Origin of the sequence: Streptomyces griseus (assembly GCF_001715295.1) — a bacterium.
Lineage (GTDB): Bacteria > Actinomycetota > Actinomycetes > Streptomycetales > Streptomycetaceae > Streptomyces > Streptomyces griseus_G.
In genome coordinates this window covers 391,554-414,947 of record NZ_MDKB01000003.1, presented here as the reverse complement: position 1 = coordinate 414,947, position 23,394 = coordinate 391,554, and the positions used below count along the sequence as shown (strand labels likewise).

The 23,394-nt window shown below is 72.9% G+C and carries 21 protein-coding genes and 1 pseudogene; 15 read left to right on the top strand and 7 right to left on the bottom strand.

Annotated features, from left to right (window positions below; translation table 11 throughout):
* Positions 1–75: 75 nt before the first annotated feature.
* A complete protein-coding gene (locus tag BA175_RS18105) occupies positions 76–357 on the bottom strand; it encodes an Lrp/AsnC family transcriptional regulator (RefSeq protein ID WP_069172472.1) in 282 nt (93 codons plus the stop codon).
* Entirely contained in the window at positions 354–1,124 is a 771-nt protein-coding gene (locus BA175_RS18100; RefSeq protein WP_254667910.1) for a rhomboid family intramembrane serine protease, read from the bottom strand. The genes BA175_RS18105 and BA175_RS18100 overlap by 4 nt, the downstream gene beginning before the upstream one ends.
* A 168-nt stretch (positions 1,125–1,292) precedes the next feature.
* Between BA175_RS18100 and BA175_RS18095 the strand changes: the two genes are divergently transcribed.
* The 4 genes from BA175_RS18095 to BA175_RS18080 all read left to right on the top strand — a co-directional run bounded on the left by BA175_RS18095 (position 1,293) and on the right by BA175_RS18080 (position 5,837).
* The gene (locus BA175_RS18095) at positions 1,293–1,535 is read left to right on the top strand and encodes a hypothetical protein (protein ID WP_069172470.1); all 243 of its coding nucleotides are present in this window, start codon (positions 1,293–1,295) and stop codon (positions 1,533–1,535) included.
* 37 nt (positions 1,536–1,572) lie between these two features.
* Positions 1,573–2,934 carry an NYN domain-containing protein gene (locus BA175_RS18090; protein ID WP_175420863.1) on the top strand — a complete coding sequence of 454 codons (1,362 nt, stop codon included), beginning with the start codon at positions 1,573–1,575 and terminating at the stop codon, positions 2,932–2,934.
* A gap of 446 nt (positions 2,935–3,380) precedes the next feature.
* Positions 3,381–4,409, top strand: coding sequence for a C40 family peptidase (locus BA175_RS18085; RefSeq protein ID WP_069173097.1), 1,029 nt, complete (start codon positions 3,381–3,383; stop codon positions 4,407–4,409).
* Between the two features lie 174 nt (positions 4,410–4,583).
* Positions 4,584–5,837 carry a hypothetical protein gene (locus BA175_RS18080; protein ID WP_069172468.1) on the top strand — a complete coding sequence of 418 codons (1,254 nt, stop codon included), beginning with the start codon at positions 4,584–4,586 and terminating at the stop codon, positions 5,835–5,837.
* Here BA175_RS18080 and BA175_RS18075 read toward each other — a convergent pair.
* Positions 5,794–7,062, bottom strand: a complete 1,269-nt coding sequence (locus BA175_RS18075; RefSeq protein ID WP_069173096.1) for a glycosyltransferase family 87 protein — start codon at positions 7,060–7,062, stop codon at positions 5,794–5,796. The genes BA175_RS18080 and BA175_RS18075 overlap by 44 nt on opposite strands.
* 77 nt (positions 7,063–7,139) lie before the next feature.
* On the opposite strand from BA175_RS18075, the gene BA175_RS18070 reads away from it, so the two are divergent.
* On the top strand, positions 7,140–8,282 hold the full coding sequence (locus BA175_RS18070; RefSeq protein WP_069172467.1) for a glycosyltransferase family 4 protein: 1,143 nt from the start codon (positions 7,140–7,142) through the stop codon (positions 8,280–8,282).
* A 93-nt stretch (positions 8,283–8,375) separates the two neighbouring features.
* Here BA175_RS18070 and BA175_RS18065 read toward each other — a convergent pair whose 3' ends face one another.
* Positions 8,376–10,172, bottom strand: coding sequence for an AMP-dependent synthetase/ligase (locus tag BA175_RS18065; RefSeq protein WP_069172466.1), 1,797 nt, complete (start codon positions 10,170–10,172; stop codon positions 8,376–8,378).
* A 280-nt stretch (positions 10,173–10,452) separates the two neighbouring features.
* Here BA175_RS18065 and BA175_RS18060 point away from each other — a divergent pair, with 280 nt between their 5' ends.
* From BA175_RS18060 to BA175_RS18035, 6 genes are all read left to right on the top strand, one after another.
* Positions 10,453–11,268 (top strand): metallophosphoesterase family protein, encoded by an 816-nt coding sequence (locus BA175_RS18060; protein ID WP_107407593.1) that lies wholly within the window; start codon positions 10,453–10,455, stop codon positions 11,266–11,268.
* A gap of 119 nt (positions 11,269–11,387) precedes the next feature.
* A complete protein-coding gene (locus BA175_RS18055; protein ID WP_069172465.1) occupies positions 11,388–11,837 on the top strand; it encodes an SRPBCC family protein in 450 nt (149 codons plus the stop codon).
* Between the two features lie 4 nt (positions 11,838–11,841).
* Positions 11,842–13,023 (top strand): ArsA family ATPase, encoded by a 1,182-nt coding sequence (locus BA175_RS18050; RefSeq protein WP_069172464.1) that lies wholly within the window; start codon positions 11,842–11,844, stop codon positions 13,021–13,023.
* Between the two features lie 80 nt (positions 13,024–13,103).
* The gene (locus tag BA175_RS18045; RefSeq protein ID WP_069172463.1) at positions 13,104–13,583 is read left to right on the top strand and encodes a DUF5304 domain-containing protein; all 480 of its coding nucleotides are present in this window, start codon (positions 13,104–13,106) and stop codon (positions 13,581–13,583) included.
* Between the two features lie 380 nt (positions 13,584–13,963).
* Positions 13,964–14,905: an ROK family glucokinase gene (locus BA175_RS18040; RefSeq protein WP_069172462.1), complete on the top strand. Its 942-nt coding sequence runs from the start codon at positions 13,964–13,966 to the stop codon at positions 14,903–14,905.
* Positions 14,906–14,977: 72 nt separating this feature from the next.
* Complete coding sequence (locus BA175_RS18035) at positions 14,978–15,739, top strand: endonuclease/exonuclease/phosphatase family protein (RefSeq protein ID WP_069172461.1); 762 nt, start codon at positions 14,978–14,980, stop codon at positions 15,737–15,739.
* Positions 15,740–15,802: 63 nt separating this feature from the next.
* Here the strand turns inward: BA175_RS18035 and BA175_RS18030 are convergent, their stop codons facing one another.
* On the bottom strand, positions 15,803–16,465 hold the full coding sequence (locus BA175_RS18030; protein WP_069172460.1) for a hypothetical protein: 663 nt from the start codon (positions 16,463–16,465) through the stop codon (positions 15,803–15,805).
* Positions 16,458–17,237 carry an alpha/beta hydrolase gene (locus BA175_RS18025; RefSeq protein ID WP_069172459.1) on the bottom strand — a complete coding sequence of 260 codons (780 nt, stop codon included), beginning with the start codon at positions 17,235–17,237 and terminating at the stop codon, positions 16,458–16,460. The genes BA175_RS18030 and BA175_RS18025 overlap by 8 nt, the downstream gene beginning before the upstream one ends.
* Before the next feature lie 205 nt (positions 17,238–17,442).
* On the opposite strand from BA175_RS18025, the gene BA175_RS18020 reads away from it, so the two are divergent.
* The 4 genes and pseudogenes from BA175_RS18020 to BA175_RS18005 all read left to right on the top strand — a co-directional run bounded on the left by BA175_RS18020 (position 17,443) and on the right by BA175_RS18005 (position 21,336).
* A complete protein-coding gene (locus BA175_RS18020; protein ID WP_079159664.1) occupies positions 17,443–18,162 on the top strand; it encodes a lysophospholipid acyltransferase family protein in 720 nt (239 codons plus the stop codon).
* A 67-nt stretch (positions 18,163–18,229) separates the two neighbouring features.
* A pseudogene (gene macS / locus BA175_RS18015) lies at positions 18,230–19,467 on the top strand (MacS family sensor histidine kinase).
* Positions 19,464–20,171, top strand: coding sequence for a response regulator (locus tag BA175_RS18010; RefSeq protein ID WP_069172457.1), 708 nt, complete (start codon positions 19,464–19,466; stop codon positions 20,169–20,171). The pseudogene macS and the gene BA175_RS18010 overlap by 4 nt, the downstream one beginning before the upstream one ends.
* 163 nt (positions 20,172–20,334) lie before the next feature.
* Positions 20,335–21,336: a 2-hydroxyacid dehydrogenase gene (locus BA175_RS18005; protein WP_069172456.1), complete on the top strand. Its 1,002-nt coding sequence runs from the start codon at positions 20,335–20,337 to the stop codon at positions 21,334–21,336.
* A gap of 105 nt (positions 21,337–21,441) precedes the next feature.
* Here the strand turns inward: BA175_RS18005 and BA175_RS18000 are convergent, their stop codons facing one another.
* Complete coding sequence (locus BA175_RS18000) at positions 21,442–23,328, bottom strand: anthranilate synthase family protein (RefSeq protein ID WP_069172455.1); 1,887 nt, start codon at positions 23,326–23,328, stop codon at positions 21,442–21,444.
* Positions 23,329–23,394: the final 66 nt, after the last annotated feature.

Sequence of the window (23,394 nt, the reverse complement as noted above, 5' to 3'; positions counted from 1 at the left end):
CACGTCTTCGGCGGGGAACGGGGAGCGGGTGCCGTTCCCCGCCGGAGCCGTACGTCCTGCGGCCGGGGCCGGACCTCAGGCGTCGAGGCCGATGGCGAAGGCCGCCTCGAGGTCGTGCTGCGAGTACGTACGGAAGGCGACGTGGGTGTCGGTGCCCTCGACGCCCGGGATCTTGCTGATGCGGCCGGGGATGACGTCGGCCAGGTCGTCGTGCCGGGTCACCCGGACCATGGCGATCAGGTCGTACGTCCCGGTGACCGAGAAGACCTCGCTGACACTGTCCAGCGCGGCGATGGCCTCGGCGATCTCGGGAATCCGGTCCACGCTGGTTTTGATGAGCACGATCGCGGTGATCACGGCTGGCTTTCTCCCTCGGTGGCCGTGGCTGGAGACCTCACTCTAGAGCCTCCCCCCGGAGCCCTGCCCCGGTAGCGTCCCCAGGCGTAGAGGAACCCCGCGGCGAAGCCCGCCACGTGGGCGAGGTAGGCCACGCCGGGACCGCTGCCGGCCCCCTGGGCGGCCAGCCACTGCAGGACGAACCAGAACACCAGCACGATCCAGGCGGGGAACCGCAGCGGCAGGAAGAACAGGAACGGGAAGAGGCTGGTGACCCGGGCCCTGGGGAAGAGATAGAGGAACGCGCCCAGGACCGCCGAGATCGCTCCCGACGCGCCCACCAGGGTCTGGTCCGAGCCGGAGTGCACGACCGCGTAGACCACCAGGGCGAAGTAGCCGCAGCAGAGGTAGAAGAAGGCGAACTCGAGGCGGCCCATGCGCTCCTCGGCCATCGCGCCGAACACGTACAGGAAGAGCATGTTGCCCAGCAGGTGCAGCCAGCTGCCGTGGACGAAGAGCGCGGTCAGCGGGGTGAGCGCGGCGTGGGCGGACCCGTCGCGCAGTTCGCTGGGGATGACGCCCCACCGTTCGAAGTACCCGGCCTGGGCGGCGAGCAGGGCGTCCGGGCCGCCGCCGTAGGTGGGATTGAACCCGGAGAGCGGGCTGACCAGGAAGACGGCGCTGCACAGCGCGATGAGCCCGTAGGTCACGGGTCCGCTGCCGGCCGCGGCCGCCGCCGCGCATTCCGTGGCCCGCTTCCGCCAGTCGACATGCCGCCAATCGCTCACGTACAGAGCATGACGCACCGGCGAAGAACGGGACAGACCGCCTCGCCGTATTGAAGGGTATCCACAAGGCCGTAGGGTTGCCGCAGGACATCGCAGTTCGACGACGCACCGCGAGACCGAAGCCCGGTACGCAAGAAGACGCGACGAACGACGAAAGAGGACGCAACGATGACGACGGTTCCCCTGCCGACGGACGGGACCCGCTGGCGCTGCACGCTCTGCGGCAACCTCACCCGTTTCGACGTGACGCGCTCCTCGAAGGTCGTGGAGTACGTGCATCTCGACCTGGCCGGGGAGCCGAGTGTCGAGGAACGCGAGGTGGTCAGTGAGACCATCGAGTCGGTGCGCTGCCGTTGGTGCAACGCGGTCGACCAGATCGAGCTGGTCGCGAAGCCGGGTGCCGACTCCTGACGGGGCCGTGCCGACAGACATGTTGGGGTGATGGATGGTGGAGCAGCCGACAGGCGGCGCCGAACCGGCCGGCGCGGCCGACGGCGACGCGGAGTCGCTCGACCGTCCGCTGCCCGAGGACGTGCGCCGAAAGGTCGTGACGCTGGTCTCGGACGCCTTCGGCGGGCTGACCGTCACCGAACTCCCGGCGCAGCTGCGCCAGTACGCCCGTTTCACCCCGACCCGGCGGGTGAAGTTCGCGGGGAACGCCATGGCGGCCGCCCTGGAGAGCGACCCCGTCTTCCGCCGGCGCATTGCCGAGTGGGTCGGCCGGAACCAGGCGGAGCTGGCCGGCGCCCTGGAGAGCGGCGCGCCGCCCGCGGCGGCCGATCCCGTCGACGTGGCCGCCGCGGCCTACGTGCTGCGCCCGCCCGGCTGGGTCAAGCTGGTGGCCGCCGCCGGCGAGGAGGTCCAGCGGGCCGGCGCCGAGCGCGTGGGCGAGGAGACCCGGCGTGAACTGGACAGGCTCCGCGAGGAACTCGGCCGGGCCCGGGTCCGGACCAGGACCGAGACCGAACGGCTGCGCGCGGAGCTGGACGCCACCCGCAAGGAGGCCGACTCCCTGCACCGCAAACTGCGCAGTGCGCTCAGCGAGGTGAAGCGCGGTGAGGCGGCGCTGCGCAAGAACGCGGCCGAGACCGACGCGGTGCGCGCCGAGGCCGCGGCGCAGGTCTCCGCAGCCGAGAGCGAGTCCCGGCGCCTCAAGGCGCGGCTGGCCGAGGCGGAGGCCTCCGTCGAGGCGAGCCGCAGGGCGGCCAGGGAGGGGCGCTCGGTCGAGGACATGCGGCTGCGGCTGCTCCTGGACACCGTGCTGGACGCCGCCCAGGGGCTCCGACGCGAACTGGCCCTGCCGCCCTCCTCGATCCGCCCGGCGGACGGCGTCGAGGCGGTGGAGCCGGGCCGGATGTCGCCGAAGGACATTGCGGCCAGGGCTCTTTCGGAGACCGATCCGGCCCTGCTGGACCAGTTGCTGGCCCTGCCGCAGGCGCATCTGATCGTCGACGGCTACAACGTCACGAAGACCGGTTATCCGCAGATGCCCCTGGAGAAGCAGCGGTTGCGGCTCCTGGGCGGACTCTCGCTCCTCGCGGCGCAGACGGGGGCGGAGATGACCTGCGTGTTCGACGGGGCCGAGCTCGCCGCCCCGGTCCTGCTCGCCCCGCCGCGCGGGGTGCGGGTGCTGTTCAGCAAGGCGGGTGTCACCGCCGACGAGCTCATCAGGCAACTGGCGCGTGCCGAACCGCCGGGCAGGCCCGTCGTGGTGGTCTCGACCGACCGGGAAGTGGCCGACGGAGTGGCGAAGGCGGGCGCCAGGCCGGTGGCGTCCGCACTGCTCCTGAAGCGCCTTTCGCGCGTCTGAGGGCTCCCGCGACTCCCGGCGGGCGCGTGACGGCGGCTCGCCGCGTGGCCGGTACGTCCCTGTGCATCCCGTGTGCGACGGCCCTCCGCCGTGCGACGCGCCGCGTCCTATGGTGCGCGCCGATCCACCGGGACGGCCCGTGGCGGGCCTTGGGTCTCATCGACGGTATGGGTGCCTTGTCGGTTTTCGGGGAACGTACCGTCAATTCCCGGTCACACGCCGTGTGATGAAAGTAAAGATGTGCATGGTGTGACGAGATTTTTCTTGCGAGGATTTGAACTGATCACAAGATGGTCACTAAGGTCAGGCCTCGAACCTTCGCACGGTTGATCGCCCATTCGGGGTGACGGCGAAGGAACCGCCGAGTCCGTGACGTGCACGGAGCCGGGGATTTCTTCTCCCCCCATACCCCGGTAGGCGGCCCGAGGAAGAAGGAGCTCGCCTTCGTGGGGTCCCACCGCCGTCCCAAGCAGCCGAGCCGCGCCCGCGTGACCGTGCTCACCGCGACCGCCGCTGCTGCCGTGGCCCTGACTTCCCAGGCTGCTCACGCCGACCCCAAGCCGACCAAGAGCGAGGTCAAGGCGAAGGTCGACAAGCTTTACCACGAGGCCGAGATCGTCAACGAGAAGGCCAACGGCGCCAAGGAGAAGCAGGACAAGCTCAAGAAGCAGGTCGACGCGCTGCAGGACAAGGTGGCCCGCGGGCAGGAGGAGCTCAACACCCTGCGCGGTGAACTGGGTTCGCTCGCCACGGCGCAGTACCGCTCCGGGGGCCTCGACCCGTCCGTCCAGCTGCTGCTCTCCTCGGACCCGGACGACTTCCTGGAGCAGGCCTCCGCGCTCGACCAGCTGACGGCCAAGCAGGCCCAGTCGCTCCAGAAGATCCAGGCCAAGCAGCGCACGCTCGCGCAGCAGCGCCTGGAAGCCCAGGGCAAGCTCGACGACCTCGCCGAGGTCCGCAAGACGCTGACCGAGAACAAGAAGAAGTACCAGGTCAAGCTGACCGACGCCCGCCAGCTGCTGAACACCCTCACCGCCGCCGAGCGCGCCAAGATGGCCGAGGACGACCAGCGCGCCAGCCGTGCCGCCAGCGACCGGGTCGAGCTCGGCAACGAGGCCCCCGCGTCCGGCCGCGGAGCCGCCGCCCTCCAGGCCGCCGCCACGCAGATAGGCAAGCCGTACTTCCGCGGAGGCACGGGCCCCAACTCGTACGACTGCTCGGGTCTGACCCAGTGGGCCTACGCCCAGGCCGGTGTCCAGATCACCCGCACGACCTACACGCAGGCCAACGACGGCGTGCGGATCGGCCGCAGCGCGCTTAAGCCGGGCGACCTGGTCTTCTTCAGCAGCACCTCGCACGTCGGCATCTACGCCGGCAACAACCAGGTCCTGCACGCCCCGTACCCGGGGAAGAACGTCCGGTACGAGGCGATGGAGTACCTCGGCTCCTTCCAGTTCGGCGTACGCATCAGCTGACGCCCGAACGGGCGAACAGCCGCCCCCGCACCGACGCCCGCCCCGCCGGAGACCACAGGTCGCCGGCGGGGCGCCGTCGTCCGCGTCCCGCCCCTCCGCGCACCGGTGGGCCCTGGCCCCTCGGCCCGCCGCCCGTCTCCTCGGCCACCCGCTTCCGACCGTACGATCGGCTGGATGACTGTTCGAACGCAGGACGCGCGGCGGGGGCGTACCCGCACCCGGAGCGCGGCGGGCGCCGTGCTCGCCGGGCTGCTCCTCACGTCGGCCTGCGCCGCGCCCCGGGAGCCGGCCCCGGGACTCACCGCCCAGGAGGTCGGCGAGGCCCTGGACCGGCGTGCCGCCGCGGTCATGGACCACGACCCCGAGGGGTACCTGGCGGGGACCGACCCCCGGGCCGTGTCCTTCCGGGCGGCCCAGCGCACCGAGCTGGCCAACCTGGCCGACGTACCGCTGGAGTCCTGGACGTACGAGGTGAAGGACGTGACCGGCCGGGGCGCGGACCGGGCCACCGCGGACGTCGAGCTCCGCTACCGGATCAAGGGGTACGACAGCGCCCCCATGTCCGCCTCCAGGACGGTGGAGCTGGTCCGCCGGGGCGGGGGCGGGTCCTGGTACATCGCCGCGGACCGGCCCGGTGAGGACGCCCCCGGGCTGCTCTGGCAGCAGGGCGACGTCGAGGTCGTCCGGGGCACGCGCAGCCTCGTCCTCGGGGTCGGCCGGAGCGGCGAGGAGCTCCGGAGGATCGCCGCCACCGCGGACCGGGCCGTGCCGGCCGTATCCGCGGCCTGGCCGGATCCCTGGGCCCGGCGGGTGGTGGTGCTCGTCCCCAGGTCCGTGGAGGACATGGCGGCGCTCCTGGGATCGCCCGCGGCGAGCTACCGGGGCATAGCGGCCGTCACCACGGGTGAGGTCGGCAACAGCGGCCGGACGCCCGCGGACCGGGTCGTCGTCAACCCGCAGGCGTACGGGATGCTCGGCGAGTTCGGGCAGCGGGTCGTCCTCACTCACGAGACGACGCACGTGGCGACCCGGGCCGCCACCACCGCCGCCACCCCCGTCTGGCTGTCCGAGGGCTTCGCCGACTGGGCCGCCTACCGCGAGGAAGGCCGCACCGCCCGGGAGATCGCCCCCGAGCTGGCCGAGGCGGTCCGGAGCGGCGAGCTGCCCGCGGCGCTGCCGGCGGACGAGGACTTCGGTTTCGGCGAGGACCCGGCGGAGCTGGCGAGGGCGTACGAGGGCGGCTGGCTCGCCTGCGCGCTGATCGCGCAGGACTGGGGCGAGGAGGGGCTCCTCGCCTTCTACCGGGCCGTGGGCGGCCATTCCGGGCGGGACGGGGCGGTGGAGAAGGCCCTGCACTCGGAGCTGAGCACGACCCCCGAGGACTTCACGGCGCGCTGGCGCGCGTATCTGCGCGCCCGGCTCGGCTGATCCCCTCCGCCTCCCCGTGCCCCTGCCCGGTCCTCGGCACGGTCTCCCGCCACAGCCGCCACCCGGCGGTGACCGTCGCAGCGACCAGCAGACCGTTGCGTACGGCCATCAGCGCCACCCCCCACGCGTCGCTGGCCACCACCTGCGCGAAGCCCAGCGGGAACTCCAGCAGGGTCACACCGGTGGCCACCAGGACCAGGCGGGCGGGGAGCACCATCCGGCTGCCCCGGAACACCAGGCACACCGCGCCGAGCCCGACCAGCCACACCATGTACTGCGGGCTGATGACGCGGCTCGTCACCGTGAACAGCAGCACCGCGGTGAACGCCGCGTCCGCCGTGGTGTGCACCGCGAACACGCGGGCCCGCAGACGCCACAGCAGGAGCCAGCCGAAGCCGAGCACGCTCAGTGCCAGGGTCAGCGTGCTCACCAGCGCCACGTTCGGCCCGGCGAACTCCATCGAGCCGTAGCGCAGTTCCACCCGGCCCTCCCAGCCGAACTGCCGCGCCCCGTGGAAGACCAGCGCCCCCAGCGACTCGACCTCCAGCCCCCGGTCCCGCTGGAACGTCAGGAACGCGAACGCCCCGGGGAGCGCCGCCGAGGCGGCGAGGGCCAGCACCCCGGCCGTCACCGCGGCCGCCACCCAGGCCCGCCGTGTCGCCCGTCCCCGGGCCGTGCCCGCCAGCACCAGCACCGGCCACACCTTCAGCAGCGCGCCGAACGCCGCCAGCGCGCCCATCACCCGGGGGTGGCGTACCCCGGCCAGCAGCGCCGCCACCGCCACGGCCGTCACCATCAGGTCGTACCGCGCGTACACGGTCGGACCGAGCAGCGGTACGCCCACCACCCACATCCAGGCGCCCGCGCCGCGCGTACCGGGGCGCCCGGCCGCGTACAGCAGGAGCCCGAACGTCAGCGCGTCACACACCAGGACGAGCACGAAGAAGGCGGCGGCGTACTCCAGGAAGGGCAGCAGCGCGGGGGAGAGGATCGCGAGCGCCGCGGCGGGCGGGTACTGCCAGGTGACGTCGTCCAGGGGGTACGTACCGGAGCGCAGGACCTCGTACCAGCCCCGGTAGATCCCCGAGACGTCACTGGTGACGTCCGGACCCGGCACCGTGAAGGCGCCGGACACCTTGAAAACACAGAGCAGCAGCACCGCCCGGGTGATGCCCCATACGACGAGGGCCGCACCCCGGCCGCTCGTCCCCGTCCTGACCGTCATGCAGGACATGATGCGCATCCCACCCGGGCGGGAGCCGTCAGGCAGGGCCGTCGGGCCGCCCGGTACTGTCGGCGGCGATGGACAAGACCCTGATCGTGACGAACGACTTCCCGCCCCGCCCCGGCGGTATCCAGGCCTTCCTGCACAACATGGCGCTGCGACTGGACCCCGGCCGGCTCGTCGTCTACGCCTCCACCTGGAAACGCGGTGCCGAGGGTGCCGAGGCCACCGCAGCCTTCGACGCCGAACAGCCCTTCACCGTCGTACGCGACCGTACGACCATGCTGCTGCCCACCCCACGGGTGACCCGGCAGGCCGTCGGGCTGCTGCGCGCGCACGGCTGCTCCTCCGTGTGGTTCGGCGCCGCCGCCCCGCTCGGGCTGATGGCACCGGCGCTGCGCAGGGCCGGAGCACGCCGGATCGTGGCCACCACGCACGGGCACGAGGCCGGCTGGGCCCAGCTGCCCGCGTCACGCCGGCTGCTGCGGCGCATCGGCGAGGGCACGGACACCCTCACCTACCTCGGCGAGTACACCCGCTCCAGGATCGCCCCCGCGCTCACCGCGCAGGCCGCCGCCCGCATGGTGCGCCTGCCGCCGGGGGTCGACGAGAAGACCTTCCACCCGGCCTCCGGCGGGGACCGGGTCAGGGCCCGGCTCGGGCTCACCGACCGGCCGGTCGTCGTGTGCGTCTCGCGGCTCGTCCCGCGCAAGGGCCAGGACACCCTCATCCTCGCCATGCCCGCCGTCCTGGCGCGGGAGCCGGACGCCGTCCTGCTGATCGTCGGCGGCGGCCCGTACGCCCGGCAGCTGGAGAAGCTGGCCGCCGAGACCGGTGTCTCGGAATCGGTGCGCTTCACCGGGCCGGTGCCCTGGGAGGAACTGCCCGCGCACTACGGGGCCGGGGACGTCTTCGCCATGCCCTGCCGTACCCGGCGCGGCGGCCTCGACGTCGAGGGCCTGGGGATCGTCTACCTGGAGGCGTCCGCGACCGGCCTGCCGGTGGTGGCGGGCGACTCGGGCGGAGCGCCCGACGCCGTACTCGACGGCGAGACCGGGTGGGTGGTGCGGGGCGGCTCGGCCGAGGAGTGCGCCGACCGGATCGTCACCCTGCTCGGCGACCCGGAGCTGCGCCGCCGGATGGGGGAGCGGGGCAGGGCCTGGGTCGAGGAGAAGTGGCGCTGGGACCTGCTCGCCGAGGAACTGAGGACGCTGCTCTGAGCGCACGACGGGGGAGCCCGCACGGCGAGGAGGGCTCCTGCGACGAGGAGGGGCCCGCACACCGGTGTGCGGGCCCCTCCTCGTCGTACGGACTCAGCCGCGGTAGAGCGACTCGACCTCGTCCGCGAAGTCCTTCGCCACCACGTTGCGCTTCAGCTTCAGCGACGGCGTGATGTGGCCCGCCTCCTCGGTGAACTGCGAGGACAGGACGCGGAACTTGCGTACCGACTCGGCCTTGGACACCGCCGCGTTGCCCTCGTCCACCGCCCGCTGCACCTCGGCCAGCAGGTCGGCGTCCTCGCGCAGCGACGCCGCCGTCGAGCCGGGCGGCTTGCCGTTCTCCTCGGCCCAGCGGGAGAGGAACTCCTCGTCCAGGGTGACCAGAGCGCCCACGAACGGCCGTCCGTCGCCGACCACCATGCACTCGGCGACGAGGGCGTGGGCGCGGATCCGGTCCTCGATCACGGCCGGGGCGACGTTCTTGCCGCCCGCGGTGACGATGATCTCCTTCTTGCGCCCGGTGATCGCGAGGTAGCCGTCCTCGTCGAGCGTGCCGATGTCGCCGGTGTGGAACCAGCCGTCGGCCAGCGCCTCGGCCGTCGCCGCCTCGTTCCCCCAGTAGCCGGTGAACAGGTGCTCGCCGTGCAGCAGCACCTCGCCGTCGTCGGCGATCCGCACCACGGAGCCGGGCAGCGGCTGGCCGACCGTACCGATCTTCTGGCGGTCCCACGGGTTGAACGCCGTGGCCGCGCACGTCTCGGTGAGACCGTAGCCCTCGAGCACCGTGAAGCCGATGCCGCGGAAGAAGTGCCCGAGCCGCTCGCCCAGCGGCGCACCGCCGGAGATCGCGTACTCGCCGCGGCCGCCGAGCACCGCGCGCAGCTTGCTGTACACCAGCTTGTCGAAGAGCCTGTGCGTCATCCTCAGGCCGAACGACGGGCCCTGGGGCGTGCCCAGCGCGCGGCTGTACGCGATCGCCGTGTCCGCCGCACGGTCGAAGATCCGGCCCTTGCCGTCGGCCTGGGCCTTGGCGCGCGCCGAGTTGTAGACCTTCTCGAAGACCCGCGGGACACCCAGGATCAGCGTCGGGCGGAACGAGGCCAGTTCCTCGGTGAGGTTCTTGATGTCCGGCACACAGCCGAGCCTGATCGGGGCCATCACGGAGGCGACCTCGACCAGCCGTCCGAAGACGTGGGCTGCGGGCAGGAAGAGCAGGACGGAGCACTCGCCGGTGCGGAAGAGGGGCTTCAGCCGCTCCACCACGTTGCCGCACTCCGCGAAGAAGCTGCGGTGTGTCAGCACGCAGCCCTTGGGACGCCCGGTGGTGCCCGAGGTGTAGACGACGGTGGCCGGGTCGTCCGCCTTCGCGCTCACCGTGCGCAGGCCCAGCGTCTCGTCGGAGACCCCGGCGCCCGAGGCCGTCAACTCGGCCACCGCGCCCTTGTCGATCTGCCACACGTGCCGCAGGGCGGGCAGCCGGTCGCGCACGGAGGCGACCGACCCGGCGTGGCCGTCGCTCTCGACGACGACCGCCACCGCGCCCGAGTCGCCCAGTATCCACTGGACCTGTTCGGGGGAGCTGGTCTCGTACACCGGCACGGTGACCGCGCCGGCGCTCCAGATGGCGAAGTCCAGCAGCACCCACTCGAAGCGGGTGCGGGAGATGAGCGCGACCCGGTCGCCGGGCTCGATGCCCGCCGCGATCAGGCCCTTGGCGGCGTCCTCGACCTCAGCCAGGAACCGGGTGGCCGTGACGTCCGTCCAGACGCCCGCCACCTTCCGGCTCATCACCGCGACGTCGGGATGCTGAGCGGCGTTGCGGCGGATGAGATCCGTCAGGTTGCCGTCCGTCGGGACCTCGTACAGGGCCGGAAGGCTGAACTCGCGCAAGACTGCTGCTCCTCATCGGGCTCCGGTTCCACGGCTCTGTGCGACGCGCCGGATGCGGTCCAAGACTGGCAGGTGCTCGGTGGGGTGAGCACGAGTGGACTGCCCGGACGTTACCCACCGGTACTCGGTTCCCGATAGGGGGTTCCGGCCAGATGTCTTATGCATCACACATACGGGCGGTCACGCAGCGCACAGTAGTGCACCCCCCTGACGGCCGGGAAGTAACCGCAGGTCCGGGGCCTCTACCCACCGGGAGCCGCCGGGATCTAGGCTGAGCGCCATGCGAGGCACCGGACCGGACAGCCGCACCACCACGACCCCCCTGACCAGGCGGACGCGTGTGCACGTGGTCAGCGACGTGCACGGGAACACCCGGGCGCTGGCCCGCGCAGGCGACGGCGCGGACGCCCTGATCTGCCTGGGCGACCTGGTGCTCTTCCTCGACTACGCCGACCACTCGCGCGGTATCTTCCCCGACCTGTTCGGGGTGGAGAACGCGGACCGCATCGTGGCCCTGCGCACCGCCCGCCGCTTCGAGGAGGCGCGCGCGTTCGGCCGCGCCCTGTGGGCGGGCCGGGACCGCGACAGCGCGATCCTCGACGGCGTCCGCAAGCAGTACGCCGAGATGTTCGCCGCCCTGCCCGACCCCACGTACGCCACCTACGGCAACGTCGACGTGCCCGCGCTCTGGCCCGAGTACGCGGGACCGGGCACCACCGTGCTCGACGGGGAGCGCGTGGAGATCGGCGGGCGCGTCTTCGGGTTCGTCGGCGGGGGTCTCAGGACCCCGATGAACACCCCGTACGAGATCGGCGACGAGGAGTACGCGGCCAAGGTGGAGGCGCTCGGACCCGTCGACGTCCTGTGCTCGCACATCCCGCCGGACGTCCCGGAGCTGACGTACGACACCGTGGCCCGCCGCTTCGAGCGGGGCAGCCGCGCGCTGCTGGACGCCATCCACCGCACCCGCCCCCGGTACGCGCTGTTCGGCCATGTCCACCAGCCGCTGGTCCGGCGGATGCGGATCGGCGTCACCGAGTGCGTGAACGTCGGCCACTTCGCCTCGACCGGGCGGCCCTGGGCCCTGGAATGGTGAGCGGCCCGGTACCGGCCGCGTGCCGGGGCATGGCCGGAGCGCCGCCGGGCACGCGATAACCTGCACACGGCAGGCCTCTGCCGAACGCGACCGGTACACCGCACTGGAGGGCCACGGCGATGGCTGAACACACCAGCTCGAGCATCACGATCGAGGCGGCACCGACCGACGTCATGGGAGTGATCGCCGACTTCGCCCGCTACCCGGAGTGGACCGGCGAGGTGAAGGAGGCCGAGATCCTCGCCACCGACGACCGGGGCCGCGCCGAGCAGGTCCGGCTCGTGCTGGACGCCGGTGCCATCAAGGACGACCACGTCCTCTCCTACACCTGGAACGGCGAGTACGAGGTCAGCTGGACCCTCGTCAAGTCCCAGATGCTGCGCGCCCTCGACGGGAGTTACGCCCTGGCGCCCCTCGGCACCGGTGACCGCACCGAGGTCACCTACCGACTCGCCGTGGACGTCAAGATCCCCCTGCTCGGCATGATCAAGCGCAAGGCCGAGAAGGTCATCATCGACCGCGCCCTGGCCGGACTGAAGAAGCGCGTCGAATCCGTCCCGAAGGCCTGACCGCGTGCGTACGGTCCTGGTCACCGGACCCGGCGGCGCGGGCCGTACCACCGTCGCGGCGGCGACCGCCCTGGCCTCGGCCCGTACCGGCCGGCGCACCCTCCTCGTCTCCGCCGACGCCGTACCCGGCTTCCCGGCGGGCCCCGGCCCCGCGGAGGTCACGGAGCGGCTCGACTTCGCCCGTACCGACTCCGCCGGGCACTTCCGGGACGAACTCCTCGCCCTCCAGGACCGGGCCTCGGGCGTACTCGACCTGCTGGGCGCCAACCGGCTGGACGGCGAGGAACTCACCGAACTGCCCGGCAGTGACCGGCTCGCCGTCCTGCACATCCTGCGCCGGGCCGCCGAGGGCGACTGGTCGCAGCGCGGCTACGAGACCCTCGTCGTCGACCTCCCCCCGCTGACCGAGGCCCTCGCCCTCCTCGCGCTGCCCGGGCAGCTGCGCCGCTACCTGCGCCGCCTGCTGCCCCGGGAACGGCAGGCGGCCCGCGCGCTGCGGCCGCTGCTCGCGCAGGTCGCCGGGGTCCCCATGCCCGCCCAGTGGCTGTACGAGGCCGCCGCCCGCAAGGACGCCGAACTGGCCGCGGTCGAGTCCCTGATCGGCGACACCGCGACGACCGTGCGGCTGGTCGCGGAACCGGGACCCGCCGCCGGGGACGCCCTGCGCGCCGCCCGCACGGGACTCGCGCTGCACGGACTGCGCGTCGACGCGGTCGTGGCCAACCGAGTGCTGCCCGGGCACTCGTCCGACCCCTGGTTCGCCGGGCTCGCCGCCCAGCAGGAGAAGTGCCTGGACCACTGGCGTCAGGAGTGGGCGCCGGGCACCCCCGTGCACGAGGCCGCCCACCTCGGCCACGACCCGCGGACCCTGGACGAGCTCGCCCTCCGGGAGGGCGTCCCGGCGCCCGACGACCGGGAACCGGGCCCCGCCGGCGGCCCCTGGTGGACGGAGGACGACGGCGACGGTGTCCTCGCCTGGTGCCTGCCGCTGCCCGGGGCCGTCAAGCAGGACCTGCGGCTCGTCCGGCGGGGCGACGAACTGCTCATCGGGGCAGGCCCGTTCCACCGGACCGTGCGCCTGGAGTCGGCGCTGCGCCGCTGCACCGTCTCCGGCGCCGCGCTGGCCGGCGGCGTCCTTCGCGTCCGGTTCACGCCCGACCCGGCGCTCTGGCCGCGGTCACGATGAACGGCCCACCACCGTTCGGGTAACGTCGGTGGTATGTGGCCCGCACGGTCACGCCGGCAACCGCGTCGCAGGAGTCCGCCATGAGTGAAGCCACCGATCGTCCCGCCGACGACGACGCGTGGGCGGAGGCCTGCGCCGAGGACCTGGAGGCGGAGAAGGCCCGTAGGCGGGCCCACCACGGACCGCAGCCGGGAACCGCGGCCGAAGAGTTCCGCAAACTGATCGACGCGGTGGCCGACAAGGTCTCCTCGCTGCAGAACCCCCTGCTCGGCATGGCCGCCCAGGGCACCGTCCAGCAGGTGATCCGCCAGGCCAGGTCGGCGGTCGAGCCCGTCATCGAGCGCAACCCCGACGTCTTCGACCACCTCGCCGCCGCGGGCAGCGAACTCCTGGCCGCCTACCGATCCGCCGTCGAGGGTCAGGAAAGCCGCTGGACCAAGGGCACCGAGGGCGCCTCGGGGACCACGGCCGCCTCCGGACCCGCGAAGAAGCCGGCCGAAGACCCCTCGGACCCGCGCGACGAGGGCCCCGGCGGCAGCGAACCCATCGATCTGGACTGAGGGCTGTCCCGCCCTTCAGGGTGGGCGGGAGTCGCGCAACGACCCGCAGGCGGATCGGTCACGGGCGCTGTCGACGGTCGTGCGTCCCGAACACGGCGAAGGCCTCCGACGAGGGCGAGCTGTCCGGGAACACGCCCCCTCGCAGGTCCTCGTGTCCCACCGTGATGCCCGGCTGACGGTCCTCGGGAGGCGCCCGCCGGCCGAACCGGTCACGTCCGGGCGTCCGGACCGACGGCGCTCCTGTCCGAACACGCCGTAGGGCCGCGGCCGCCGCCCACCTCCGGCCGGGACCGCGATGCCGGTACGGCGGTCAGGGACGTACCCGTCCCCGGCTCGGGTACGGTTGGCCGTAGCGGGGCTCGACCGGAACTGAGGGATTCATGGGACTCACCATCGGCGTCGATATCGGCGGCACGAAGATCGCGGCTGGAGTGGTCGACGAAGAGGGCCGGATCCTCTCGACGTTCAAGGTATCGACTCCGCCGACCGCCGAGGGCATCGTCGACGCGATCTGCGCCGCCGTGGCCGGAGCGAGCGAGGGTCACGACGTCGAGGCCGTCGGCATCGGCGCGGCCGGATACGTCGACGACAAGCGTGCCACCGTGCTGTTCGCCCCGAACATCAACTGGCGGCACGAACCGCTCAAGGACAAGGTCGAACAGCGTGTCGGCCTGCCGGTCGTCGTGGAGAACGACGCCAACGCGGCGGCCTGGGGCGAATACCGCTTCGGCGCCGGCCAGGGCCACGACGACGTCATCTGCATCACGCTCGGCACCGGCCTGGGCGGCGGCATCATCATCGGCAACAAGCTGCGCCGTGGACGCTTCGGCGTCGCGGCCGAATTCGGGCACATCCGTGTCGTCCCGGACGGGCTGCTGTGCGGCTGCGGCAGCCAGGGCTGCTGGGAGCAGTACGCGTCCGGGCGCGCGCTCGTCCGGTACGCCAAGCAGCGCGCCAACGCCACCCCGGAGAACGCCACGATCCTGCTGGCGCTCGGCGACGGCACGGTGGACGGCATCGAGGGCAAGCACATCAGCGAGGCCGCCCGGCAGGGTTGCCCGGTGGCCGTCGACTCGTTCCGCGAGCTGGCCCGCTGGGCCGGAGCCGGACTGGCCGACCTCGCCTCGCTCTTCGACCCGTCGGCGTTCATCGTCGGCGGTGGGGTCTCGGACGAGGGCGAGCTGGTCCTCGACCCGATCCGCAAGTCCTTCCGGCGCTGGCTGATCGGCGGCGAGTGGCGTCCGCACGCGCAGGTCCTCGCGGCCCAACTGGGCGGCAAGGCCGGTCTGGTCGGCGCGGCGGACCTGGCCCGCCAGGGCTGACGGAACCGCGGTACGCCGGACGCCCGTCGCGCCCTCCGGGGAGCGGCGGGCGTCCGTCGTATCGTGCCTCCCATGGTCACGACGCCGATGCCCCTGCCCGACTCCCGTACCGAGCCGGACGGTTCGGCCGTCGTCCGGGTGCTCAGCTACAACGTCCGTTCCCTGCGCGACGACACCCAGGCACTGGCCCGGGTCGTCCGGGCCTGCGCACCCGACCTGGTGTGCGTGCAGGAGGCCCCGCGCTTCTTCCGCTGGCGCAAGGCGGCGGCCCGGCTCGCCGCCATGACCGACCTGGTGGTCCTCGGCGGCGGCGCCACGGCGGCGGGGCCGCTGCTGCTCTGCTCGCTGCGTGCCACGGTGGAGCGCACCGAGGACGTCCTGCTGCCGCGTACCCCGGGACTGCACCGCAGGGGGCTGGCCACGGCCGTCGTCCGGATCGCGGGGACCCGGCTCGGGGTGGTGAGCTGCCACCTGAGCCTGCAGGGCGAGGAACGCGTCTCCCAGGCGGGGATGGTGCTGGACCGTCTCGACGCCATGGGCGTTCCGCACGCCGTCGTGGCGGGCGACCTCAACGACGTACCGCAGGGGCGGGCGTTCCGGCGGCTGGCCGGGCGGCTCCAGGACTGCTGGGCCGTGCGCCCGTGGGGCGGCGAGCACACCTTCCCGCCCGACGCGCCGCGCAAGCGCATCGACGCGGTGTTCGCGACGGGCGGGATCGAGGTGCTCGGCTGCGGTGTCCCGGCGGATCTGCCGGGCGTCACCGGGGCGGACCTGCGCGCGGCCACCGACCACCTGCCCGTGCTGGCCGCCCTCAGGGTGCCCGCCGGACCCTGAGGACCGGCCGGAGCACAGGGCAGGGCACCCCGCCGGGCGGGCCCTGCGCCGGGCGGGTCCGGGTCAGACGACCGCGCCGCGCCCCGGGTCGTCGTTCTCCTCGTCGTCGTCGGGCATGCGGGCCACCAGCGTGGCGAAGCCGCCCAGGAAGCCGCCGATGCAGAGCGTGGTGAGCCACCACGTCATCTCCCACCGGAGCAGCACCGCGACGAGCATCAGCACCGGGCCGCCGACCACCGCGAGCCAGGCGAACTTCGCCGTCACATCGGCCTCCGGGAGCGGCGGTGGCTCCGGAGGGACGAAGTGCCCCTCCCCGCCGTCGTCCAGCTCCCCGCCGGCGCCGGGCTCCGCGACCTCGTAGTCACGCGGACCGGCGACCCCGGGGGCGAAGACGACGGAACTGCCGAGCGGCTTCCTCCCGGGCGGAGGGCCGGGTGCCTTCTTGTCCGCCCCCTTGTCCGCGTCGTCGCCCGCGCCGGGCTCCGGGCCCGGCAAGGTGTTGAGCTGGTCGTCCTCCAGCAGGGCGAGGTCCTCGACCGACTTGAACGGCTTGGCGCCCGGCGGGTCGGGCGGCTCCTCGCCGTATCCCGCGACGATCGCCTCCCAGGCCGCCGCCTCGTCGAGCGGGCGGACCTCCTCCGGGCCACCGGGAACGCCCGCCCCCTCCGTGGGGCGCGGTTCGCGCTCCTCGTCACTGCCCGCGCGCTCCGCGTCGTGCTCAGCCACCGGACCTGCTCCCCTTCTTGCCGACGCCGGGTGCGAGGCGCTCGACGAACCGACAACTCTCGTCGAAGACGCGCTCCGCGTCATGGTCCAACGTCGCCACGTGGTAGCTCTGTTCCAGCAGGATCTCCTGGACGTCCGTGGACGACACCCGGCTGAGGATGCGGGCCGAGTCGGCCGGCGGCACGACGTGGTCCTGCGGGCTGTGCAGCAGCAGGAGCGGCTGGGTGACCTGGGGCAGCTCCGCGTCGACCAGCCGGAAGAAGGTGCGCACCGAGTGCGCGGCGTGCAGCGGCACCCGGTCGTAGCCGACCTCCTCGGACCCGGCGAGCGCGATGTCGCTCGTCAGCCCCTTCGTCGTCCGTACGACGTGCCGGGCGACCGGCAGCGCGTACGCCGACAGGCCGTGGACCTTGTTCGCGGGATTCACCAGCACCAGGCCCGAGATCGCGTCCCCGTGCTTGGCCGCGAGGCGCAGCGAGAGCGCGCCGCCCATGGAGAGGCCGAAGACGAAGACCTGCCGGCACCGGTCCCGCAGCGCCCGCAGCTCCCGGTCCACCTCCGCGTACCAGTCCTGCCAGCCCGTGACCGCCATGTCCTGCCAGCGTGTGCCGTGCCCCGGCAGCAGCGGGAGCGACACGGTCAGCCCGCGATCGGCCATGCGGTCCGCCCAGGGGCGCAGCGACTGCGGTGAACCCGTGAATCCGTGACAGAGGAGGACGCCGACCTCTCCGCCCTCGTGGCGGAACGGCTCGGCTCCAGGAAGGACCGGCACCGGGGTCTCCTGTTCATGAGCGGGGCGGGGGCGTGCGGGGGGAGTGCGAAAGGATTACTTCACCGTACGCGACCGGACCGACACCGACCAGGGCCGTCACCGTGCGGGCGGCGGCCGCCCGCACGGTCCCCGCCCGGCGCCGGGCGGGAGAGGCCGCGGCCGTACGGGTTAAGGTCTCATCGACGGCACACAGGAGGCACCCGAGTTGATCTACGGCGCAATGAAGTTCTCCATCGGCGGGTCCCTGAAACTCGCCTTCCGGCCGTGGGTGGAGGGCCTGGAGAACGTCCCCGCACACGGGCCGGCGATCCTCGCGAGCAACCATCTGTCGTTCTCCGACTCCTTCTTCCTGCCGGCCGTCCTCGACCGCAAGGTGACCTTCATCGCCAAGGCCGAGTACTTCACGGCTCCGGGTGTGAAGGGGAAGCTCACCGCTGCCTTCTTCAAGGGCGTCGGCCAGCTCCCGGTGGACCGCTCCGGCGCACGCGGCGCCGGTGAGGCGGCGATCAAGGCGGGTATCCAGGTCATCGAGAGCGGCGGCCTCTTCGGTATCTACCCGGAGGGCACCCGCTCGCCCGACGGACGGCTCTACCGGGGCAAGCCCGGTGGTCTCGCCCGGGTGGCCCTCGCCACCGGCGCCCCCGTCATCCCCGTCGCGATGATCGACACGGAGAAGATCCAGCCTCCCGGACAGGTCGTGCCCCGGCTCATGCGCCCCGGCATCCGGATCGGCAGGCCGCTGGACTTCAGCCGGTACCAGGGCATGGAGGGTGACCGCTTCATCCTGCGCTCGCTCACCGACGAGGTCATGTACGAGATCATGAAGCTGTCCGGCCAGGAGTACGTGGACGTCTACGCCACCGCGGCCAAGCGGCAGATCGCCGAAGAGGCGAAGAACAAGGGGACGCGCGGGCCCGGTGCCTGACGGCGCGGCCCACCGTCCGGGACGTCCACACGGCCCGGACGGGACAGGAAACGGGGGAGGGACGACCATGGCCGGGCCCGAGCGGGTCGTACGCATGTCGGTCGAGCGCCGCTGTGGCGCGCCCTGACCGCCTACCGCGTACTGACCCTGTTCTACGCGGTGCTGCTCGCCGTCATCGGGCGCGGGGAGTACGAACGGCCCTGGGTGGCCGTCGCCTTCCTCACCGCCCTGGGCCTGTGGACCCTCCTCACCCTGCCCAGGGTGGCGGGCGCCGCCGCCTGCACCAAGCGCTTCCTGGGCATCGACCTCGCCGTCGCGCTGACCGGCATCCTGCTGACCCCCCTCGCCGACGCGGACGCCCGGCTCGTGGACGGATCGACGCTTCCGTCGATCTGGACCGCCGGGGCGGTCCTCGCCTTCGCGCTCAAGGGCGGCTGGCGCTGGGCCGCCTTCGCGTCCACGCTGGTGGCCGCCGCCAACATCGTCGAACGCGGCGAGCTCAGCCGGGACACCTTCCACAACGTGCTGCTGGTCTGGGTGGCCTCCATCGCGATCGGATACGTCGTCGAGGTCGCCCGGGCCAGTGAACGCACCCTGGCCCGCGCCCTGGAGATCGAGGCCGCGACCCGCGAACGGGAACGGCTCGCCCGTGACATCCACGACAGCGTCCTGCAGGTCCTCGCCATGGTCCAGCGCCGGGGAACGGCCCTGGGCGGCGAGGCGGCGGAACTCGGCCGGATGGCGGGGGAGCAGGAAGTCGCCCTGCGCACCCTGGTCACCAGCGGCCTGGTCCCCACGAGCAGGGTCTCGGAGGACGGCGCAGACGGCGCGGTGGTCCGGACCGTGGACGCCGCCTCCGGCGACGCGGACTCCGGACCGTCGGGACTCGACCTGCGCGCCCTGCTCGCACCGCACGCGGGATCCCGGACCAGCTTCGCCGAGCCCGGCGCGCCGGTCCTGCTCGCGCCCGGCACGGCGCGCGAGCTGGCCGCGGCGGTGGGGGCCGCCCTGGACAATGTCAGGGCCCACGCGGGTCCTGACGCCCAGGCCTGGATCCTGGTCGAGGACGAGCCGGACGAGGTGATCGTCACGGTCCGGGACGACGGGCCCGGCATCCCGGCGGGCCGCCTCGACCAGGCGGAGGGGGAGGGCCGGCTCGGCGTGGCCCAGTCCATCCGCGGACGGCTGCGCGATCTGGGTGGCACGGCAGAGCTGATCTCGGTACCCGGTCAGGGCACCGAGGTCGAGTTGAAGGTTCCGAAAGACACGAAGGCTTCACGGGGGAAGGCGGGATCGTCCCGATGAGTACACCCAACACCCAGGCGCCCGGGACGCGGGTACCGGGCGACGGGCCCGTCAGGGTCATGGTCGTCGACGACCACCCCATGTGGCGCGACGCCGTCGCCCGTGACCTGACCGAGTCCGGGTTCGACGTGGTCGCGACCGCCGGGGACGGCCCGCAGGCCGTGCGCCGGGCCAGGGCGGCCGTACCCGACGTCCTCGTGCTCGACCTCAACCTGCCCGGCATGCCCGGTGTCCAGGTGTGCAAGGAGCTGGTCGGCTCGCATCCCGGCCTGCGCGTCCTGGTGCTCTCCGCCAGCGGTGAGCACGCCGACGTGCTGGAGGCCGTGAAGTCCGGCGCCACCGGTTACCTGCTCAAGTCGGCCAGCACCCAGGAGCTGACCGACGCCGTGCGGGCCACCGCGGCCGGTGACCCCGTCTTCACCCCCGGGCTCGCCGGACTGGTGCTGGGCGAGTACCGCAGGCTCGCCACCGACCCCGCCCCGGTCGCCTCGGACGAGCCGAAGGCCCCTCGACTCACCGACCGCGAGACCGAGGTGCTGCGGCTGGTCGCCAAGGGGCTCTCGTACAAGCAGATCGCCGAGCGCCTGGTCATCTCCCACCGCACCGTGCAGAACCACGTCCAGAACACCCTGGGCAAACTCCAGCTGCACAACAGGGTGGAGCTCGTGCGGTACGCGATCGAGACAGGCCTCGACGACGCCTGACGGTTCACCGCCGGTGCTCCGCCGGGGACTCACGGAGCACCCGCGGTCCCCAGGCGTGCCCGGAGCGCGCACCCGCCGTGCGGCGCGCCGGAGCCGGGCGGGGCGCATCCGGCGTGCGGGCCGTATATTCGCGGGAGCCCGTACCCACGACCCGGGAGTCACCGTGGAGATCCTGGCCTTCGGCGTGCAGTCCGACGAGAAGCCGCTCATCGAGAAGGCCTTCGCTGGCAAGCACGACGTCCGGTGTCTGGACGTCTTCCTCACCGAGGACACCGCCCCGATCGCCGCGGGCTACGAGATCATCTCCACCAGCGTCAACGCGGATCTCGGCGCCTCGGTCCTGCAGACCCTCGCGAAGGGCGGCACGCAGATGATCGCCCAGCGCTCCACCGGCTTCAACAACATCGACCTCGAGGTGGCCGAACGCCTCGCCCTGCGGGTCGCCCGGGTCTCCTCCTACTCGCCGTACTCGGTCGCCGAATTCGCCTGGACCCTCGCGATGGCCGTCAACCGCCGCATCGTGCGGGCGGTGAGCCGCACCCGCGACTTCGACTTCCGGCTCGACGGGCTCCTCGGGCGGGACATGCACGGCCGCACCGCGGGTGTGCTGGGCACCGGCAGGATCGGTGAGGCGTTCGCCCGGATCGCCCACGGCTACGGCATGAACCTGCTCGGCTGGGACGTCGTCGAGAACCCCGCCTGCACCGCGCTCGGGATGACGTACGTCGACAAGGAACGGCTCTTCGCGGAGGCCGACGTGATCAGCCTTCACGTACCGCTGATGCCCGCCACCCAGCACATCGTCGGCAAGGACGCCCTGGCCGCCATGAAGGACGACGCCGTCCTCGTCAACTCCAGCCGCGGCGGGCTGATCGACACCACCGCGCTCGTCGCGGAGCTGCGCGCCGGCCGGTTCACCGGCGTCGGTCTCGACGTCTACGAGGCGGAGGCGGGACTCTTCTACGTCGACAAGTCCCTGGAGGGCATCGACGACGACACCCTCGCCCGGCTCGTCACCTTCCCGAACGTGATCGTGACCTCCCACCAGGCCTACTACACGGCCGAGGCGGTGAGCCAGATCGTCGAGACGACCGTGCAGAACGTCATGGACCACCTGGCCGGGCGGACCGGCCCCAACGTACTCGTGCCCCGGCCCGCCGCCTGACGGGGCGCACCGGCCGGCCCGGCCGCCCCGGACCCGCCGCCCGCACGGGGGACCGGAGGAGCCGGCCGGGCGCCGGCCCCCTCCGTCCCGCTCCCCTCGGCTGCCTCAGCGCGGTACGGGCAGCGCCGCCAGGAGCTCGCTCACGATCGTGGAGCCACGCAGCGTCAGCACCGACTCCGGATGGAACTGCACCGAGGCGAAACCCTCCCCGCGCAGCGCGTGCAGTTCGCCGGAGGCGGGGTCCCGGCTCGTCCCGATACCGTGCGCATCCAGTTCGGCGGCGGCCGCGTCGTCGCAGCGTGCCGTGAAGCTGTTGTAGAAGCCGACGGTCTCCGGCCGGCCGAACAGCTCGATCCGGGTCTGCGCACCCTGGTACGGCACGGCCTTTCGCACGATCTCCAGGCCCAGTTCGGCCGCGATGAGCTCGTGCCCCAGGCAGACGCCCAGCAGCCCGTGGCCGTGATTCCGCAGGAGCTCGGCCGCCATTCCCCGCAACAGCCGCATCTTGGGATCCGCCGTGTCCCCGGGGTCTCCGGGACCCGGGCCCAGCACGACCGGGCCCCGGTGCGCCCGCACGGTTCCGGGCAGCCCCGGCTCGTCGTACCGGCGCACCGAGACCGTGAGACCCGAGGAGCGCAGCAGATGCGCCAGCATCGCGGTGAAGGTGTCCTCGCCGTCCACGACCAGCGCGTGGCCCGACAGGTCACGGGTGCGCTCCTGCATGCGCAGCCAGAAGGGCGCGAGCCCGCCGCGGCGGTCCTCCAGCGCCGCCTGCACCCGCGGGTCGGAGGCCAGCCGCGGACGGCTCGCCTCCGCCCCGGGCCGGCCGGGCCGTACCCCCAGGGCGGCGAGCACCCCGGCGGCCTTCGCGTGCGTCTCGGCGACCTCCCCCGCCGGGTCGGAGTGGCGTACGAGCGTGGCCCCGACCGGTACGCGCAGCCGGCCGCCGGCCGAGATGTCGGCGGTGCGGATCAGGATCGGCGAGTCGAGGGTCTGCGCCCCGCCCGGCTCCCGGCGCAGGAGGGCGAGGGCGCCCGCGTAGTAGCCGCGGCCGCCGGCCTCGTACCGCTCGATCACCCGGCAGGCGTTCTGCACCGGCGAACCCGTGACCGTCGCCGCGAACATGGTCTCCCTGAGGACCTCGCGCACGTCCAAGGAGGAGCGGCCCCGCAACTCGTACTCGGTGTGGGCGAGATGGGCCATCTCCTTGAGCCGCGGGCCGACCACGACTCCGCCCATGTCGCCCACGGTGCACATCATCTTCAGTTCCTCGTCGACCACCATGGAGAGCTCCTCGGTCTCCTTGCGGTCGCCGAGGAAGGCGAGCAGGCTCTCGGCCGTCGGCCCCTGCGGGGGGTAGCGGTACGTCCCGCTGATCGGGTTCATGACCACGGTGCCGCCCGACATCCGGACGTGCACCTCGGGGCTGGCGCCGACCAGCGTGCGGTCCCCGGTGTGGACGACGAACGTCCAGTACGCCCCGCGCTCACCGGCCAGCAGCCGGCGGAACAGGGCCAGGGCGTCGGCCCGGCCGAAACCCGGGATCGTGCCCCCGAAGGTGCGCCGGATGACGAAGTTCGCCCCTTCGCCCCGCCCGATCTCGTCCTCGATCACCCGCCCGACGATGTCCGCGTACTCCTCGTCGCCGACGTCGAAGGCGCCGTCCTCCACCCGTACGGCATGGTCGGGCAGCCGCGCGAGCACCTCGTCCAGCGGCAGTTCGCAGGACTCGTCCGCGACCAGCACCGCCAGCGGGGTGCCGTCGTCGCGTACGTCGAAACCGCGCTCGGCGATCTGCCGGAACGGCACCAGGGCCAGCGAAGGGCGCTCGCCCACGGGGATCATGGAGAGCCGGTCCACCTCGTGCACGGCGCCGATCAGCACTTCGACGACGTCGTGGTCCCGGCCGGGCGTGCGCCGGCGCAGCAGTGCGAAGGGCGGGCCGTCGTCCCGCAGCAGTCTGTTCAGGAGGTCGGTGACAGGGTCGGGCATGGGAGTTCCTTCCGGACGGAGGGACAGCTCCCGGCTCGCGAACGCGAAGAAGGCCGCCCCTCGGGC

What these genes read in the sequence shown, in the direction of transcription:
- BA175_RS18080 (WP_069172468.1), top strand. Translation starts at nt 4,584, where the DNA reads ATGACTGTTCGAACGCAGGACGCGCGGCGGGGGCGTACCCGCACCCGG.
- BA175_RS18095 (WP_069172470.1), top strand. Translation starts at nt 1,293, where the DNA reads ATGACGACGGTTCCCCTGCCGACGGACGGGACCCGCTGGCGCTGCACG.
- BA175_RS18035 (WP_069172461.1), top strand. Translation starts at nt 14,978, where the DNA reads ATGGTCACGACGCCGATGCCCCTGCCCGACTCCCGTACCGAGCCGGAC.
- BA175_RS18055 (WP_069172465.1), top strand. Translation starts at nt 11,388, where the DNA reads ATGGCTGAACACACCAGCTCGAGCATCACGATCGAGGCGGCACCGACC.
- BA175_RS18040 (WP_069172462.1), top strand. Translation starts at nt 13,964, where the DNA reads ATGGGACTCACCATCGGCGTCGATATCGGCGGCACGAAGATCGCGGCT.
- BA175_RS18010 (WP_069172457.1), top strand. Translation starts at nt 19,464, where the DNA reads ATGAGTACACCCAACACCCAGGCGCCCGGGACGCGGGTACCGGGCGAC.
- BA175_RS18060 (WP_107407593.1), top strand. Translation starts at nt 10,453, where the DNA reads ATGCGAGGCACCGGACCGGACAGCCGCACCACCACGACCCCCCTGACC.
- BA175_RS18045 (WP_069172463.1), top strand. Translation starts at nt 13,104, where the DNA reads ATGAGTGAAGCCACCGATCGTCCCGCCGACGACGACGCGTGGGCGGAG.
- BA175_RS18075 (WP_069173096.1), bottom strand. Translation starts at nt 7,062, where the DNA reads ATGACGGTCAGGACGGGGACGAGCGGCCGGGGTGCGGCCCTCGTCGTA.
- BA175_RS18000 (WP_069172455.1), bottom strand. Translation starts at nt 23,328, where the DNA reads ATGCCCGACCCTGTCACCGACCTCCTGAACAGACTGCTGCGGGACGAC.
- BA175_RS18070 (WP_069172467.1), top strand. Translation starts at nt 7,140, where the DNA reads ATGGACAAGACCCTGATCGTGACGAACGACTTCCCGCCCCGCCCCGGC.